Consider the following 15,717-nt stretch of genomic DNA (forward strand, 5'->3'; position numbering starts at 1 on the left):
CCCTCCCCGTAAACGGGGTGGGCGAAAGCGTGTAAAAGTCGGGGGCTATTGGTATAAGCCATACATTAAAGCGTAGTCGTTGATACGCGTTCTAATTTGAGGTATAATTTTACTTTGCATGCGTGTGTAACGCTAAAACAGAAAAGGGCTCCTTGCGGAGCCCTTTCAGCGTCTGGCAACCTCTTGATTGTACCGCGTTGCGCGTGAACCCATCTTGCGACAGGTGGGAGAAGCTATCTCAGCCAGTCAACCTCTGTGCTTTGATGACACACCAAAAACATGTCGAAGTAAAGAAAATTGCCTGACAGCTTTACAACTACGCCAGCGAGGGATCGATCGTCTTACAGGCCGCAATCAGGCCCTGGACGCTTTCGACCGACTTGGCGAACATGGCGCGTTCGTCGTCATTGACCGAGAACTGCACGATCTTCTCCGCGCCGTCCTTGCCGATCATCACCGGCACGCCGACATAGAGGCCGCGCAGGCCGTATTCGCCCGACAGATAAGCGGCGCACGGCAGGACGCGCTTCTTGTCCTTCAGGTAGGAGGTCGCCATGGCGATAGCCGATTCGGCCGGGGCATAGAAGGCCGAGCCGGTCTTCAGCAGGGCGACGATTTCGCCGCCGCCGCCGCGCGTCCGCTTGACGATGGCGTCGAGTTCGTCCTGGGAGATCCAGCCCTGCGCCACGACTTCCGGCAGGGGCAGGCCGGCTATGGTCGAATGGCGCACCATCGGCACCATATCGTCACCATGACCGCCCAGGGTCCAGGCGTGGATGTCTTCGACCGACACACCGGTCTTTTCCGACAGGAAGTAGGCGAAACGCGCCGAGTCGAGGACGCCGGCCATGCCGACGACCTTCTTGTGCGGCAAGCCCGAGAATTCGCGCAGCGCCCACACCATGGCGTCGAGCGGGTTGGTGATGCAGATAACGAAGGCGTTGGGAGCGTAGGTCTTGATGCCCTCGCCGACGGCCTTCATGACCTTCAGGTTAATGCCCAGCAGGTCGTCGCGGCTCATGCCCGGCTTGCGCGGCACGCCGGCGGTGACGATACAGACATCGGCGTCGGCTATATCGGCGTAGGAATTGGCGCCCTTCAGCGACACGTCCTTGCCGAAGACGGCGGTGGCTTCGGCGATATCGAGCGCCTTGCCCTGGGGGGTGCCTTCCATGATGTCGAACAGGACGACATCGCCCAATTCTTCACGCGCGGCGATATGGGCCAGAGTGCCCCCGATCATACCCGCACCAATCAAAGCAATCTTCGCACGCGCCATGGGAACTCCCCTTCATACAATTGCGCCAGAAATTATCGCTGCGATCTAATCCCTAAACGGGTTGGGCGCAAGCCTTCGCTGCAATGCAATCAAAAGCGAGTCTATTTTGCCGGCGTCAGGACCCCGTGCGGGTCAGCACCACCGGCGTCAGGTCGCCGGCGACATTCATCTGCGTGCCGCGCCACTGGCCGCTACTGTCCTTGTGCAGCTGGAGAATGATCGGCGAATGCGCCGAGCCGACGAAATAATTGATCTCCAGCTCGCGGCCCGTCAGGCTGACATCGGACACGAAGCCCGAGCCGTTCAGCCCATAGCTGGCCTGGGCCGAGCGCCAGGCGCCTTCGATCTGGCCCGTGCCGCCGCGCAGTTCCAGGCTGATAAGCTTGCGGCCGTCGGAGCTCGAAACCAGCCACGAGCCTTCCATCTGGCCTTCCCTGGCCGACATAGCCTGGGCAATCCGTGAATCATACTGGCGCTCGGAATCACCCTTGGGCGGCTCATAGTCTCGATGATAGTCGTTGACGGTGACCGCAGCGGAGGGCGCACCGGCAGGAACGGCGTCTTGCGCCAGGAGCGCGGCGGACATGATCAGGGCATGCAACACTTGGGATTTACTCGCACATGAAGACAGAATAACGGAAAACAGACGTGACCTGAGGAACCTCGAGATATATGTGGCACGGTACCGCCGCCGCGTACCACTATGACCTCAACATGGGGTTCTTAAGATTTCTTTCACCTCATGAGTGAACAACAGGATTTTGTCGAAGAATGGGCAAATCAGGAATCAATTCGGTTGTTGCGGTCAAGCCTGCGTGAACATAAGCTCGCCGCCACAGTCGCCGCCAAATGCATGTTGCGATGCAAAGCCTGATTGACTCCACGTTCTCAGGGTCTAAAAGACCCGCAAATGTAATGCCCGCTGCTACGGACAGCCGTTCGTGCAGATAGTTGTAAGGCCCGATTGCATGTCCCAATCTCTGCCGCCGCCCCGGCCGCTGTCTCCTCACCTCCAGATCTGGCGCTGGCATGTCACCATGCTCAGCTCGATCCTGCATCGCGTCACGGGCTCCGCCGCCGTCGCCGGCGTCATACTGGTCGCCGCCTGGCTGGCCTGCCTGGCGCTCGGTCGTGAGGCCTATACCGTCTTTATCCAGTACGCCGCCTCACCGCTGGGCCTGTTGGTTTGGTTCGGCCTGTCCCTGGCCGGTTTCGTCCACCTGACCGGTGGTCTGCGTCACCTGATATGGGACACCGGTGCGTCGTTCGAGCCGAAGAAGGCCGATGCGCTCGCCACCTGGACCATGCTGCTGGGCGTCGCCCTGACCATCGCCTTCTGGGCTGCCCTGTTCGCCACCGGAAAGGTCCATATCGGATGAGCCACGATCTCGACGTCTCCCGCTCCGCCAAGGCCTGGAAGGTTTCTGAAAAGCACGGCGCCGGTGAATGGCTGGCCGAACGCTTCACTTCGCTCGCCCTTATTCCTCTGACCGCCTGGTGCGTCTGGGTCGCCTACAGACTGGCCGGCGGCGGTTTCGATGCCGCCATCGCCTTCGTCACGAAGCCGGCCAATGCCAGCATTCTGGGCCTGACCCTGCTGGTTTGCGTCTGGCACATGTATATGGGCCTGAAGGTCATTATCGACGACTATATCGGCAAGCCCGGCACGCGCGGCTTGCTTCTGTTTCTTGTTTTCCTGCTGTGCGCCGTCGTCCTGGTCGCCGGCCTTGGCGCCCTGCTGCTGCCCTATGTGCTGCCGCAGTTCGCCACCCATGCGACCCAGGGGGCGTAAATGACCAAACCCTACAATATCATCAATCACGACTACGATGTCGTCGTCGTCGGCGCCGGTGGTTCCGGCCTGCGCGCCGCCCTGGGCGCCGGCCAGGCCGGGCTGAAGACCGCCTGCATCACCAAGGTTTTCCCGACTCGTTCGCACACAGTCGCCGCCCAGGGCGGCGTCGCGGCCAGCCTGGGTAATATGGGCGAGGACAAGTGGCAATGGCACATGTACGACACCGTCAAGGGGTCGGACTGGCTGGGCGACCAGGACGCCATCGAATATCTGGTCCGTAACGCCCCCGAAGCCGTCTATGAACTGGAACACTGGGGCGTGCCTTTTTCCCGCACCGACGACGGCAAGATCTACCAGCGTCCGTTCGGCGGCATGACCAAGAATTTCGGCGAAGGCCCGGTGCAGCGCACCTGCGCCGCCGCCGACCGCACCGGTCACGCTATCCTGCACACCCTCTACGGCCAGTCCCTGCGCAACGACGTCGAATTCTTCATCGAATATTTCGCGCTCGACCTGATCATGGATGGGGATACCTGCCGCGGCGTCACCGCCTGGCAGCTCGACACCGGCGACATCCACGTCTTCCGCGCCCACCTTGTGATTCTCGCCACCGGCGGCTATGGCCGCGCCTATTTCTCGGCGACCTCGGCCCATACCTGCACCGGCGACGGCAATGCCATGGTGCTGCGCGCCGGCCTGCCGCTTCAGGACATGGAATTCGTCCAGTTTCACCCGACCGGCATCTACGGCTCCGGCTGCCTGATCACCGAAGGCGCACGTGGCGAAGGCGGCTACCTGACCAATTCGGCCGGCGAACGCTTCATGGAACGCTATGCCCCATCGGCCAAGGACCTGGCGTCGCGCGACGTTGTTTCGCGCTCCATGACCATGGAAATTCGCGAAGGCCGCGGTGTCGGTCCCAAGAAGGACCACATCCACCTGCACCTCGACCACCTGCCGCCGGAAATCCTGCACAAGCGCCTGCCCGGCATCTCGGAATCGGCCAAGATCTTCGCCGGCGTCGACGTGACCAAGGAACCGATTCCGGTCATCCCGACTGTCCACTACAATATGGGCGGCATCCCGACCAATTATCACGGCGAGGTCCTCACACTGAAGAACGGCAATGCCGACAGCGTCGTTCCCGGCCTGATGGCGGTGGGCGAAGCGGCTTGCGTCTCGGTCCACGGCGCCAACCGACTGGGTTCCAACTCGCTGATCGACCTGGTCGTCTTCGGCCGTGCGTCGGGCCTGCGCGCCAAGGAACTGGTCAAGCCGAACACCCCCCACAAGGAACTGCCGGCCACCACCGTACAGGCCCATCTCGATCGCCTCGACCGCTTCCGCAACGCTTCAGGCAAGACCCCGACCGCCGTATTGCGCGACAAGATGCAGCACGCCATGCAGGAAGACGCCGCCGTCTTCCGCACCGGCGAGACCCTGCAGCAGGGCAGCAACCGCCTAGCCGAGATCTACAAGGCGTCATCCGATATCGGCATCACCGATCGCGGCATGATCTGGAACACCGACCTGGTCGAGGCGCTGGAATATGACAACCTGATCGCCCAGGCCGTGGTCACGGTCGATTCGGCGCTCAATCGCCAGGAAAGCCGTGGCGCTCACGCCCGCGAGGACTTCCCGGCGCGCAATGACGACACCTGGATGAAGCACACCCTGACCTGGGTCGACCTCACCTCGGGCAAGACCACCATCGATTATCGTCCGGTCCATACCTATACCATGACCAACGATATCGCCTATATCGCCCCCAAAGCCAGAGTGTACTGAGCCATGGTCGAGCTTACCCTTCCCAAGAATTCGCAAGTCAAATCCGGCAAGCGCTACAAGGCGGCCAAGCGGACCAAGACCACGCGCACCTACAAGATCTACCGCTTCGATCCGGACAGCGGCGAAAATCCGCGCTGGGACACCTATGAGGTCGACACGGCGGATCACGGTCCGATGCTGCTCGACTCGCTGATCTACATCAAGAACAATGTCGACTCGACCCTGGCGTTTCGCCGCTCGTGCCGCGAAGGCATCTGCGGCTCATGCGCCATGAATATCGGCGGCCGCAACACCCTGGCCTGCATCAAGGGCCACGACGAGTTTTCGGGCGAGATCACCATCGCGCCCCTACCGCACATGCCGGTCGTCAAGGATCTGGTCCCTGACCTGACGGGCTTCTACAACCAATACGCCTCGATCGAGCCGTGGCTGCAGTCCAAGACGCCTGACCCGGAAAAGGAACGCCTGCAGACGCCGAAGAGCCGCGACAAGCTCGATGGCCTGTATGAATGCATTCTGTGCGCCTGCTGCTCGACCTCGTGCCCCAGCTACTGGTGGAACCAGGACAAGTATCTCGGCCCGGCGGCCCTGCTGCAATCCTATCGCTGGCTGGCCGACTCGCGCGACGAAGCCACCAAGACTCGCCTCGAAGCGCTTGAAGACCCCTTCAAGCTCTATCGCTGCCACACCATCATGAACTGCGCCCAGGTTTGCCCCAAGGGACTCAACCCCGCCAAGGCCATCGCCGAAATCAAGAAAATGATGCCCGCCAAGTGAAACTCACGAAAAAGTCCTTCGGCGTTCCGCCTCAGTGTACTTTTTCATGGGCCAATATCGAAAAAATTTTCTAAGGGCGGCCTGTCGAAAATTTTTACTTTTTAGTTAGCGCTTCGCGCGTGGCGCAGGACCTTCACGACTATGGCTAAGATCACCTATATCGAACATACCGGCCGCGAACACGTCATCGAGGTCAAGACCGGCCAGAGCGTCATGGAAGGCGCGGTCAAGAACAACATCCCGGGCATAGATGCCGATTGCGGCGGCGCCTGTGCCTGCGCCACCTGCCACGTCTATGTCGACGACGCCTGGGCAGACAAAACGGGCAAGGCGTCCGTCATGGAAGAATCGATGCTCGACTTCGCCAATGACCTGCAGCCGACCTCGCGGTTGTCGTGCCAGATCCTGGTCAATGACGCTCTCGACGGCCTGATCGTGCGCATGCCGGAAAACCAGCACTGACCGGCATCACATCCGGGCAAAGTCGAACTGAACTTCATCCCCTTTAGCGTCCTTGGGCCAGAACAGCCATGGCGGATCACAATTCCCGCCAGCCACGGTGATGGAAACGGGACGCAGATCGACATCACTGCCGAGCAAATCCTTAAGGGCGCCTGGCTCCCATGAGGTTTCCTCAAGAGCGTACCCCTTTTCGGCCATGCACACGGCCACTTGGCGTCCACCGTCGACAGGCAGCAGAATATAGGCGGTCTGGTCTTGACCGCTGCTATGTACCCGGGCCTGGACATCGACATATTCGCCGTAGGGCGCCACTTTGAAGCTGCGCAGGCAGATGGTATCGGGGCGCTTGTCCTGGTTGATGTCGAAATGCGTGACCTGAACCGAAGCGTCCGGCGCGGCACAGGCAGCTGTCATCTGTGCCTTCCAGGCTGCAAGATCGGCCTCGGACGGTTCAGCTACCGGCGCAGGGCTACTGGCCGTCTCGGTCGTGGCGCCGGACGACACATCACCTGCAGCCATCAGGTTAGGCGGGAAGGTTTGAGGACTAACGGCTTTCGAGTAGATGACGCCTACAAGGCCGATAACGAAAAGCCCCGCCAAAAGACATAGCCACGCGAAAAGCTTTCTCATGTCCCACCCCAATACGTTGGAAACCGTAACATACCCCACACCGCCTGTCGATTGGCGCGCCGCCGACGCAGATCTTGCCAAACCGGCGATTCCCCTGATGCTTGAATCCGAGGATCGCCAGGGGGCGCGTCATGCCGCAACCGCGGTGGATTTTAAGTCTGTCCGGGCATCGAAACCCGATATCCTGCTGCCGAAAATGCCGCCCCGTATAAACCTGCCACGTCTATGTCGACGACGCCTGGGCGGACAAAACGGGCAAGGCGTCCGTCATGGAAGAATCGATGCTCGACTTCGCCAATGACCTGCAGCCGACCTCGCGGTTGTCGTGCCAGATCCTTGTCAACGATGCTCTCGACGGACTGATCGTGCGTATGCCGGAAAACCAGCACTGACCGGCATCACATCCGGGCAAAGTCGAACTGAACCTCTTCGCCAATGGCGTCCTTGGGCCAGAACAGCCACGGCGGATCGCAGTCACTACCCGCTAACGTGATCGACACAGGACGTCCTTTGGTTGGGTCGTCATAGACATATGCCAAGTCTTCGAGAGTCCAGTGCGTCTCTTCAATGGTAAAGCCATTGTCTGCCGTACACACCGCCGATTGTACCCCTGCGCTGACCGGCAAAATGATATAGGCGCGCTGCTCCTGATTGCCATTACGCACCCGCGCCGCAACATCGACAAATTCGCCATAGGTCGCGACCTTGAAATTGCGCAGGCAAATCGTGTCGGGCTGTCCGTCTTCATTGATATCAAAATGGGCAATCTGCACCGAAGCAGCCTCAGCCCCACAAGCAGCCACCATGTCTGCCTTCCAGCCGTCCAGTTCGGCGTCGCCGGGCCACGGCGGACCCGCCATCGCGTTGCCAGCGATCGACCCTGCGGCCACCATTACCCACACCAGGCTCAGGGCCATAAATACAGATTTCATTGTCCACCCCTCAGTTTCCGAATGGTAACACACGTCATACTGTCTGTCGATTTGCGCTTGACCGCGCCCCTTGCCAAACCGGGCGATTCGCCTGATGCTTGAATTTGGATCGCCAGGGGGCGCGTCATGCCGCTAATGCGGTGGATAAGTATGAGTAGAGTATTAACAGGATCGCAGCGCCCGGGGTCAGCCATATGTTGACTTCGACCGCGCGCGACGGCAGATCAAACATGTCCAGGGCGTCAAAGCCCCTTAGCCTGCTGCCAAAAATGCTGCCCCGTATAAGCCTGCCCAATTGGCTCGATCTCTTCTGGCCGGCCGATTCCGGCCTGACCGTCCGCCAATGCCTGGTCATTACACTGGGTGTATTTGTCGGCATGGCCCTGACCGCGGCGATCTGCGGCGTAGCCCAGGACCAGTATCATCTGCACTGGTGGCTAATGGCCCCGCTCGGCGCCTCGGCGGTCCAGATTTTTGCCGTGCCGGGCTCACCGCTGGCCCAGCCGTGGTCGGTGGTCGGCGGCCACGCCCTGTCCGCTCTCTCAGGCCTAGTCGCCTTCTATGTCTTCGGCCACACGACGCTCGGTGCAGCGGCCGCCGTAGCCGTCGCTGCGGGCCTGATGCTGTCGCTGCGCGCCCTCCACCCATCCGGCGGCGGAACCGCGCTGTTTATCGTCCTGTCGCAGACTGACGACCCGGCCTTCATCCTGTTCCCGGTCATAACCAGCGCCGTCCTGTTGGTCGCCACGGCTATCCTGTTTCACAAGTTGACCGGCCATGTCTATCCACAGCGCCAGCGCATCCGCCGCGGCGCGGAAAGCCTGGCCCTGCACCGTTTCGACCCGGAAGACCTGGAATCGGCCTTGCGTGCCCACGACCAGATTCTCGATATCAGCCGCGAAGATATCAAACAGCTGATCGCGCACACCGAGATGCAGGCCTACCGCCGCATGGCGAAGGGCCTGACCTGTGAGCAGATCATGATGCGGCCCGTCAAGAGCGTCGAAGCCAGTTCACGCGCCGTCGTCGCCAGCCATGTCATGGCGCGTAACAATTTGAAAATCCTGCCGGTCACCGGCGCCCAGCAGCAACTGGTCGGCGCTATCAAATACCTGCCGGCCGATCCCGCCGGCAATGCCTCGGCCTATATCGGCCAGGATTTTGTCACTGCCGCCGCCGGTGACCCCGTGGCCGATATCCTGCCCAGGCTTTCGGAGCATAAGGGACATGTCCTGGTCGTCGACGCCCAGCGCCAGCTAAAGGGCATTATCAGCCGGTCGGACATCATGCGCGCCCTCTTCCATAATGGTTAAGACGGTATTTGATCACAGGAATCAACATTGATTCACATTATCGTGAATCAATGCCAATATTAACCCTTTATTAATCAATGCTTGACGAATTTTCGCGTATCAACGCGATAATTCGGCGTTCAAACGCGCATAATTCAGCCCACTGGGCGATTCAGGCGACGTCGACCACGGCATTACCGCCCTGGGAGGCCGGCAAGGTGCCGCGCGAGACCGCCGTTTTCGCCGACGTCACATCGTCATAGTCCGACCTGCCGGCCTGGCTCTGATTCGGCAGGTGAATCTTGAAGCTGGCACCCTCATTCGGCTCGCTTTCCAGCGTAATCCATCCCTCATGCAGCTCGACCAGCGCCTTGACCAGGGCAAGACCCAGCCCCGGACCGCCACGTTCGCGGCCGATATAACGGTCAAAGATATGGGCCTGGACGTGGTAGGGAATGCCGCGACCGGTATAGGCGACTTCGAGCACCAGGTGATCGCCGTCCTTGCGCGCGGTCAGCGTCACCGTGCCGCCCTGGCTGGTATTACGCACGGCATTACCCAGCAGATGATCGAGACACTGCCCCAGCCGCCGGCCATCGACGCGCACCGTGCCGGCTTCGACCACGCCCTGATAATCAAACCGAATGCCACGCGATTTGAAGGAATCGGCCAGGCGGGTTCCGACCTCGGCTACGATATCGAGCAACCGGACGTCGCCCAGCGTCACCGACATTTCGCCGGCGTCGATCTGGGCCATGTCCAAAACGTCATCGATCGAGCGCGCCAACTCCTGGGCCGCGCTCTGTATAGAGTCGAGATAGGACTTCTGCTTGGTGTCCGCGCCGATATTCTGGGCGTGCAGCAGGTCGGCATAGCCGACGATCGTGGTCAGCGGTGTGCGCAGTTCGTAAGACACATTGGCGACGAAATCGCGCTTCAACCGCACGGACTCGTTCAGCGCCTCGTCACGCGCCACAATGGCCTTCTCCAGGCCACGCGTCGCCGTGATATCGGAAAACGCCACCAGGGTCGCCCCGTCCGGCAGGGGCTGGGTGCGCCACTGGGCCAGGCGTCCATCGGAAATCTTGATCTCACCCAACTGCGGCGCCCGGGCGAGCGGGTCGGTATCGGTCACCCGCGCCTTTAACTCCGCCCAGAAACCACGGTCGTGGACCAACGGCAGGCACAGCTCAGCAACATTGGCAAAGTCCATCACAGCGGCAATGTCGTCGCTGCGCAGGTTCCAGAAGCGGTCAAAGGCGAGGTTGCGCAGGCGCAGGCGGCCGTCGCTGCCGTAGACCGAAACGGCATCGTTCAATTGATCGAGTGTCGATTTCTGCACCTGGATCAGGCTGTTGAACTGGGCCTTCAGACGCAGTTCGCCGGTCTTGTCGGAAAACAGGATCAGCAGCCCGCCCAGCGGATGCGGCTGGCGGACGACGCGGAGGGATCGGCCGTCGGGCAGGGTCCACATCTCGTCGTCGGCGGTGTGGGTCAAGCCGAAAAACTCGGATTCGCGCGTCTTGAAACCTGAATAGTCGCTGGTTTCGGGCAGGCGGCGCTTCTGGCGCAAGCGATCCAGCCACTCGCCATGGGTCGGCCGCTCGGCCAGCCAGGCCGGCTCCAGCTCCCACAGCTTCTCGAAAGCGCGGTTGTGGAACATCAGCTGCTTTTCGGGCCCAAAGATCGCGACGGCGTCTTCCAGGGTATCGAGCGTTTCGTCGTGCGCCTTGGCGTGGCGCTTCAGTGCCTCGCGGCTGTCTTCCGCCTCGGTCACATCGAGGGCGTAGGCGCAGGTATAGGCTTCGTTCAACGGCTCGGCGATGACCTGGAAGGCGCGTCTTTGCCCGCCGACGGTCAGCCAGCGGAAACCTTCGCGCCGCGCCCGGCTTTCGGTCGCGTCAGCGACGAGGGCATCGGCATTGCGATCCAGTGTCGTGCTGTCCTTCAGTGCGTGTTCGAGATCCGGCGTTTCGGTCGCCTTGAGCCAGGCGTCGTTGGCCCACACCATGCGGCCGTCACGGGCGCAGATCCAGCAGGGCGCCGGCAAGTGCTCGGCCATCTGGGCGAAGGGGCCTGACGACAGTGACGCCTTGGCGCCGGCAATGGCCAGGCGAATCCACGCCGTGGCGCCTGAGGCCTTGCCTTCCAGCACCAGGGTCAGGCCGGACGGCCTGGCGGCGATCAGGCCGTTGGCGGCATCGGCGAAAACCTCGAAGCGGCACGACCGCCCTTCGGCGATCAGAGCCTTCAGACCTTTCGCCGCTTCAGGCGAGGTCTCACCCAGGGCTTCGACGATACGGGGGGCCAGGTCTGCGTCACTCAATCCCCTGACGCCCAGGGCTTCCGCGCAGGCCTTCAGGGTTTCCTCGCCCCACACCAGGCGCACGGCATTACCCTCGACCGCCAGGAAGGCTTCGTCGAACGCCGATGTGGCGGCGTCGAGCTCGCTCAGCATGGTGTCCTTGACGAACAGGTCGGATTTCAGACTATCGCGCGCCTTGGCCAGTTTTGACCGCGTGCGCCAGGCCAGATACGTCGTTGACACGGCCAGAGCCATGGCTCCGGCGGCCGCGGTATAGGCGATGGAAGCTAGGGCCATTCGAGGCTTTCCGTACGAATCACTTTACTCTTGACCCTACCGTAGCCTGATTCGCGCCATAATTAAAAAGCGCGTTAACCAAGGACGAAATGACGATAGGTAGAATCGTCATTCGCCCTAACTTTTTGTTTTGTTGCGCAATTTAACCGAAAAGTGGCATCCACTTTATCGGATTGCGCTTAGACTGCCCCCAGCTTTTTCGCTGCAAGGTAAGAATAGATGATGCTGACCAAGGCGGGGACGGTCACGGCCACCATCATCAGAATGATCAGATGCACGCCGGTCAGCAGGAAGGCGCCAACGACGACCACCAACCCAGCCAACACGAACAGGGGCCCGGCGAAGCGGTGGGTCTTGTCCCAGACGCGTTCATCAGCCAGGGTCCATGGCGTGCGTATGCCCATAATATAGTTGAGACGCGTCTTGGGCAGGTAGTTGCCGAGAATGACGATCAGAACTCCGACGCCACCATGCACGATACGCAGATGGTCCAGCTCCGCGCCCTTGGCCGACAGGACCAGAACACCGTGGATGAGCAGCAGCAAGGCCAGGACCGCGACCATGACCGCACCGTAGGCGCCGGCCGAACGGTCGATCGAGGCGTTTTTCGGCATGATGGCCGGCATAAACCACAACAATACGACCATCAGCGCCAGGGCCAGGCCCGGCATGATGGACAGGGCGATATCACGCGGAGCAAAACCGTTGGCCGTGCCTTCGGCACCGAAATGGATTGCCATAGGCGCGTCGGGCAGGGTCAGCCAACCCCAGACACTCACCGCGACCATGGCCAGCCACAGGCCGGCGCAGATCAGCTTTTCACTTTTCAGGCGCATCGGAAACCTCCCCGATTGTGGTGGCGGCTCCCTGCCCCACCTTGAAAGCGTTCATCAGCGCGAAGATCGCGTCTTCCAGCACCGATGTGTTGAGACGATAAATCATGCTGGTGCCCTGGCGGGTAACGTCGACAAGGCCGGCCGCCTTGAGAACGGCGAAATGGCCGGACAGGGTTGGTTTCGAGACGGCGACCTGGTCGGCGATATCGCCGGCGTTCATTTCCTTCTCACGCAGCATTTCCAGAATGCGGCGCCGCGTTGGATCGGCCAGAGCTTTGTAGACTTCGGACATGCCTTTACCTAATTTGTTATTTAGGCAAATACCAAATTAAAAACTGTCTGTCAAATGGTGCGTAATGAATTTGCCACGCCTGCACATTACGGTATAAACGAACGGATCAAAACATGAACACGCCATGCTGATAGCCTATCCCGTCGCCAAAGACGCCCATGCGGCCCTCGCCCTGTTCCGGCAGGGCGACGCTGCCGCGCGTGCCGTGCGCGAGAAAGAGGCCGAAACCGTCGCCAGCAAGCGCGTCGCCTTTGTCATCCAGTCGCTGGGTCCGGTCTATGAGAACGAGGGCGATGCGCTCGATGCCTATAAGGGCCTGGTCGAGGACAATCGCCCGGGTCACATCTTCCTGCCGCCAGCCGAGAACCGCGTCTGCAAGCTGACCTGCCGGATCAAGGACGCGCCGCGATCACGCGCCAAGTCTTCCCAGCCGGTCTTTGCCGAGGGCGAGCGCTGGCTGAAAGCGCCGGCGCCTCGCGAGAGCGTGTGGCAGTTGACCATCAGCTTCTGGAAGATCCTGGACGGCCCGGCCGCTCAACGCTCCTCGGGTGTCGGCGACGCGCGTTCCCTGCGCAAGCGAGCCAAAAAGGGTGAACTCACACCGGAAGAGATGCTAGCCCTGATGAACAGCCCGATGATCGCCCCTCGCCCGCAAAAGGCTTTGGACTTCGGGCTGTTCGACTTTATCCCGCCGGACAATCCGGGAATCGTCATCGCTGACGAGTAACCGGTCCGTTCAACGCGGTGACGGCACGTCTTCGACAGTGGAATCTTGGATCACGAAAAGCACCAAAATCAGAAAAGCACGAATATTCAGGGCGTTAAGTTTTTCGCGCGAAGCGCCTTCTTTGTGTGGCCAGGGCCGCGAGCTGGATTGAATGCCCTTCGGGCGAAGTTGGATTCCCCACTCCCATTCGTGCTTTTCTGATTTTGGTGCTTTTCGTGATCCAAATTTCCACAGCCGGAGACGCCCAAACTCTAAAGAGCGCGATAGAAAGCACCGCATAAAGCATGCGGTAAGAATCTACTTCGGCGCCCGTTTGGCTAGAATGCGCTGCAACGTGCGCCTATGCATATTCAAACGTCGGGCGGTTTCCGAGACGTTCTGCCCGCACAGGGCATAGACGCGCTGGATATGTTCCCAGCGCACCCGATCGGCCGACATCGGATTTTCCGGCGGAACCGGTGCGGCATCCTCGACCACCAGCAAGGCCTTGACCACATCGTCCGCGTCGGCCGGTTTCGACAGGTAGTCGATGGCACCCGACTTCACCGCCGCCACGGCCGTCGCGATATTGCCATAGCCGGTCAGCATGATCGCCCGCGCGTCCGGCCGCGCCTTGTGCAGCGCCTCGACCGCCTTCAGCCCGCTGCCGTCCTCCAGCCGCATATCCATGACCGCAAAGGCCGGCGGCGCCCTGGCGATAATCTCCATCGCCTCATGCACGCTCTCGGCCATCGTCACCTCGAAGCCGCGCGCTTCCAGCGCCCGGCCAAGCCGGTTGCGGAACGGCGCGTCATCATCCATGACCAGCAGCGTCTTGTCGGCCAGGGCCGCCATCCTGGCCGCCACCGCCGCCTTCACATCCCTCACAACCGCGTCATTCATGGTCAGGCCCCTATAAAGTTACTTTTCAGGCTGCATCGTCCGTCCACAGGATATCCATCTGGTCGCGCCGCCACAAGGCCCGCACATAGGCGCCGCCACCTTCGCGATTGCCGAAGGTTACCCGTGCGCCGGTATGTTCGCATAGGGTCTTGGCGATGAAAAACCCAAGCCCCATACCGGAATAGGACCGGCCTTCCGCCTTCGGCGCGTCCTCGCCGAAGGTCCGCGACGAGATATAGGGGTCCCCCAGGCGCGACAATATGTCCGGCGCGAATCCGGCGCCATCGTCCTCGATATTCAGCACAACGACACCCCGCGACACCTCGAAGCGCATCCACACCGTCGTCCGGGCGAAATCAACAGCATTTTCGACGAAGGCCGCCCAGGCGTGCAGCCATTCCGGCCGGCGCAGGATCATCAGGCCAGGCTCGATTTCGGGCCCGGCCGGCGCCCCGTCGCGCAGGATGTCGATGACGATGTCCTTGCGGTCCTTGCGATAGGGTGCGGCTATGCTTTCCAGGAAGGCGCGCACGGGCATCTGGTCATAGACGGAGTCGCGCGTCTCGGGTTTCTGCGACAGGGCCTTCAAGATGTCGCGGCACCTCTGGCTCTGCGACACCAGCAGTTCGGCGTCCTCATACAGCGGATCGGTCGCCTTGAGACTGTGCAGCATCTCCTTGGCGACGACCTGGATAGTGCCGAGCGGCGTACCCAGCTCATGCGCCGCCGCCGCCGCCAGCCCGCCCAGGGCGGACAGGCGCTGCTCACGTTCCAGAACGGCCTGGGTCGCCGCCAGGGCGTGTTCCATGCGCGACGATTCCAGGGCGGCCTGCCAGGCATAGCCGGCGGTAAAGACGATCCCCAGCAGGATGGCGGCGAGGAAGCCGTAACGGTAGACGTCGGGCAGGACGAAGACTTCGCCCGGTTTCCATGGCAGGTCGAGATGCCAGAAGGCGAGCGCGATACTGGCGCCCATGGCGACCAGGATCACAGCCAGGGCATGGCGTGTCGGCAGGTTGGCGGCGGCAACCGTCGCCGGCGCCACCAGCATCAGGCAGAACGGATTGTTCAGCCCGCCGGTCACGGCCAGCAATAGCGCCAGCTGCATGGCGTCAAAGCTGAGCTGCAAGGCCGCCTCCCAGCCCTTCATGCGCTGGACGAAGCGCCGTCCGAGTGTGAGGATGATGTTCAGCCAGACGCTGGCCATGATGATGCTGAGACTAAGCCACAGCCGGATCGGATAGTCGAAAACGAAGGCGATCAGCAGCACCATAGCGGTCTGGCCCAGTATGGCCAGCCAGCGCAGCATGACGAGGGTGCGCAGGCGCAGGTGGTCCTTCTCCTGCACCAGGCCGCCGGCCGCTGCGTCATTGCGTCCATTGAAAAAGGCGCTCAGTCCATCTAAAGCGGACGCCATAGGATA

16 protein-coding genes and 1 pseudogene are annotated in these 15,717 nt (G+C 61.3%); 8 read left to right on the forward strand and 9 right to left on the reverse strand.

Going from position 1 to position 15,717, the window contains the following annotated elements:
• Positions 1–316 precede the first annotated feature (316 nt).
• Both mdh and AC1DXO_RS03675 read right to left on the reverse strand, forming a co-directional pair.
• On the reverse strand, positions 317–1,279 hold the full coding sequence (gene mdh, locus AC1DXO_RS03670) for a malate dehydrogenase (RefSeq protein WP_476976739.1): 963 nt from the start codon (positions 1,277–1,279) through the stop codon (positions 317–319).
• 115 nt (positions 1,280–1,394) lie between these two features.
• On the reverse strand, positions 1,395–1,865 hold the full coding sequence (locus tag AC1DXO_RS03675) for a hypothetical protein (protein WP_476976740.1): 471 nt from the start codon (positions 1,863–1,865) through the stop codon (positions 1,395–1,397).
• Between the two features lie 382 nt (positions 1,866–2,247).
• On the opposite strand from AC1DXO_RS03675, the gene sdhC reads away from it, so the two are divergent.
• From sdhC to AC1DXO_RS03700, 5 genes are all read left to right on the forward strand, one after another.
• Complete coding sequence (gene sdhC / locus AC1DXO_RS03680) at positions 2,248–2,658, forward strand: succinate dehydrogenase, cytochrome b556 subunit (protein WP_476976741.1); 411 nt, start codon at positions 2,248–2,250, stop codon at positions 2,656–2,658.
• Positions 2,655–3,071 (forward strand): succinate dehydrogenase, hydrophobic membrane anchor protein, encoded by a 417-nt coding sequence (sdhD, locus tag AC1DXO_RS03685; protein ID WP_476976742.1) that lies wholly within the window; start codon positions 2,655–2,657, stop codon positions 3,069–3,071. Before sdhC ends, sdhD begins: the two co-directional genes overlap by 4 nt.
• Entirely contained in the window at positions 3,072–4,862 is a 1,791-nt protein-coding gene (gene sdhA / locus AC1DXO_RS03690; RefSeq protein ID WP_476976743.1) for a succinate dehydrogenase flavoprotein subunit, read from the forward strand.
• A gap of 3 nt (positions 4,863–4,865) precedes the next feature.
• Positions 4,866–5,639 carry a succinate dehydrogenase iron-sulfur subunit gene (locus AC1DXO_RS03695; RefSeq protein WP_476976744.1) on the forward strand — a complete coding sequence of 258 codons (774 nt, stop codon included), beginning with the start codon at positions 4,866–4,868 and terminating at the stop codon, positions 5,637–5,639.
• 141 nt (positions 5,640–5,780) lie between these two features.
• Entirely contained in the window at positions 5,781–6,101 is a 321-nt protein-coding gene (locus AC1DXO_RS03700) for a 2Fe-2S iron-sulfur cluster-binding protein (RefSeq protein ID WP_476976745.1), read from the forward strand.
• Between the two features lie 6 nt (positions 6,102–6,107).
• On the opposite strand, the gene AC1DXO_RS03705 is transcribed toward AC1DXO_RS03700, so the two are convergent.
• The gene (locus tag AC1DXO_RS03705; protein ID WP_476976746.1) at positions 6,108–6,731 is read right to left on the reverse strand and encodes a hypothetical protein; all 624 of its coding nucleotides are present in this window, start codon (positions 6,729–6,731) and stop codon (positions 6,108–6,110) included.
• A gap of 212 nt (positions 6,732–6,943) precedes the next feature.
• Between AC1DXO_RS03705 and AC1DXO_RS03710 the strand changes: the two are divergent.
• Positions 6,944–7,123: pseudogene (locus tag AC1DXO_RS03710) on the forward strand (2Fe-2S iron-sulfur cluster-binding family protein); the annotation flags it as partial.
• Positions 7,124–7,129: 6 nt separating this feature from the next.
• On the opposite strand, the gene AC1DXO_RS03715 reads toward AC1DXO_RS03710, so the two are convergent.
• Positions 7,130–7,663 carry a hypothetical protein gene (locus AC1DXO_RS03715; RefSeq protein WP_476976747.1) on the reverse strand — a complete coding sequence of 178 codons (534 nt, stop codon included), beginning with the start codon at positions 7,661–7,663 and terminating at the stop codon, positions 7,130–7,132.
• Between the two features lie 269 nt (positions 7,664–7,932).
• On the opposite strand from AC1DXO_RS03715, the gene AC1DXO_RS03720 reads away from it, so the two are divergent.
• A complete protein-coding gene (locus tag AC1DXO_RS03720) occupies positions 7,933–8,976 on the forward strand; it encodes an HPP family protein (RefSeq protein WP_476976748.1) in 1,044 nt (347 codons plus the stop codon).
• 151 nt (positions 8,977–9,127) lie between these two features.
• Here the strand turns inward: AC1DXO_RS03720 and AC1DXO_RS03725 are convergent, their stop codons facing one another.
• The 3 genes from AC1DXO_RS03725 to AC1DXO_RS03735 all read right to left on the reverse strand — a co-directional run bounded on the left by AC1DXO_RS03725 (position 9,128) and on the right by AC1DXO_RS03735 (position 12,685).
• Positions 9,128–11,557 carry a sensor histidine kinase gene (locus AC1DXO_RS03725; RefSeq protein WP_476976749.1) on the reverse strand — a complete coding sequence of 810 codons (2,430 nt, stop codon included), beginning with the start codon at positions 11,555–11,557 and terminating at the stop codon, positions 9,128–9,130.
• Positions 11,558–11,736: 179 nt separating this feature from the next.
• Positions 11,737–12,393, reverse strand: coding sequence for an SdpI family protein (locus AC1DXO_RS03730; RefSeq protein ID WP_476976750.1), 657 nt, complete (start codon positions 12,391–12,393; stop codon positions 11,737–11,739).
• Positions 12,377–12,685 carry an autorepressor SdpR family transcription factor gene (locus AC1DXO_RS03735; RefSeq protein WP_476976751.1) on the reverse strand — a complete coding sequence of 103 codons (309 nt, stop codon included), beginning with the start codon at positions 12,683–12,685 and terminating at the stop codon, positions 12,377–12,379. The genes AC1DXO_RS03730 and AC1DXO_RS03735 overlap by 17 nt, the downstream gene beginning before the upstream one ends.
• Positions 12,686–12,809: 124 nt before the next feature.
• Here AC1DXO_RS03735 and AC1DXO_RS03740 point away from each other — a divergent pair, with 124 nt between their 5' ends.
• Positions 12,810–13,412, forward strand: coding sequence for a hypothetical protein (locus tag AC1DXO_RS03740; protein WP_476976752.1), 603 nt, complete (start codon positions 12,810–12,812; stop codon positions 13,410–13,412).
• 297 nt (positions 13,413–13,709) lie between these two features.
• Here the strand turns inward: AC1DXO_RS03740 and AC1DXO_RS03745 are convergent, their stop codons facing one another.
• Positions 13,710–14,246, reverse strand: a complete 537-nt coding sequence (locus AC1DXO_RS03745; RefSeq protein ID WP_476977219.1) for an ActR/PrrA/RegA family redox response regulator transcription factor — start codon at positions 14,244–14,246, stop codon at positions 13,710–13,712.
• 73 nt (positions 14,247–14,319) lie between these two features.
• Positions 14,320–15,711, reverse strand: coding sequence for an ActS/PrrB/RegB family redox-sensitive histidine kinase (locus tag AC1DXO_RS03750; protein ID WP_476976753.1), 1,392 nt, complete (start codon positions 15,709–15,711; stop codon positions 14,320–14,322).
• Positions 15,712–15,717 lie beyond the last annotated feature (6 nt).

This window comes from Asticcacaulis sp. P2_C5 (assembly GCF_056404555.1).

Bases quoted from the DNA above. Each gene is read 5' to 3' on its own strand.
- mdh (WP_476976739.1), bottom strand. From the start codon at position 1,279: ATGGCGCGTGCGAAGATTGCTTTGATTGGTGCGGGTATGATCGGGGGC.
- AC1DXO_RS03675 (WP_476976740.1), bottom strand. From the start codon at position 1,865: ATGTCCGCCGCGCTCCTGGCGCAAGACGCCGTTCCTGCCGGTGCGCCC.
- sdhC (WP_476976741.1), top strand. From the start codon at position 2,248: ATGTCCCAATCTCTGCCGCCGCCCCGGCCGCTGTCTCCTCACCTCCAG.
- sdhD (WP_476976742.1), top strand. From the start codon at position 2,655: ATGAGCCACGATCTCGACGTCTCCCGCTCCGCCAAGGCCTGGAAGGTT.
- sdhA (WP_476976743.1), top strand. From the start codon at position 3,072: ATGACCAAACCCTACAATATCATCAATCACGACTACGATGTCGTCGTC.
- AC1DXO_RS03695 (WP_476976744.1), top strand. From the start codon at position 4,866: ATGGTCGAGCTTACCCTTCCCAAGAATTCGCAAGTCAAATCCGGCAAG.
- AC1DXO_RS03700 (WP_476976745.1), top strand. From the start codon at position 5,781: ATGGCTAAGATCACCTATATCGAACATACCGGCCGCGAACACGTCATC.
- AC1DXO_RS03705 (WP_476976746.1), bottom strand. From the start codon at position 6,731: ATGAGAAAGCTTTTCGCGTGGCTATGTCTTTTGGCGGGGCTTTTCGTT.
- AC1DXO_RS03715 (WP_476976747.1), bottom strand. From the start codon at position 7,663: ATGAAATCTGTATTTATGGCCCTGAGCCTGGTGTGGGTAATGGTGGCC.
- AC1DXO_RS03720 (WP_476976748.1), top strand. From the start codon at position 7,933: ATGCTGCCCCGTATAAGCCTGCCCAATTGGCTCGATCTCTTCTGGCCG.
- AC1DXO_RS03725 (WP_476976749.1), bottom strand. From the start codon at position 11,557: ATGGCCCTAGCTTCCATCGCCTATACCGCGGCCGCCGGAGCCATGGCT.
- AC1DXO_RS03730 (WP_476976750.1), bottom strand. From the start codon at position 12,393: ATGCGCCTGAAAAGTGAAAAGCTGATCTGCGCCGGCCTGTGGCTGGCC.
- AC1DXO_RS03735 (WP_476976751.1), bottom strand. From the start codon at position 12,685: ATGTCCGAAGTCTACAAAGCTCTGGCCGATCCAACGCGGCGCCGCATT.
- AC1DXO_RS03740 (WP_476976752.1), top strand. From the start codon at position 12,810: ATGCTGATAGCCTATCCCGTCGCCAAAGACGCCCATGCGGCCCTCGCC.
- AC1DXO_RS03745 (WP_476977219.1), bottom strand. From the start codon at position 14,246: ATGGCGGCCCTGGCCGACAAGACGCTGCTGGTCATGGATGATGACGCG.
- AC1DXO_RS03750 (WP_476976753.1), bottom strand. From the start codon at position 15,711: ATGGCGTCCGCTTTAGATGGACTGAGCGCCTTTTTCAATGGACGCAAT.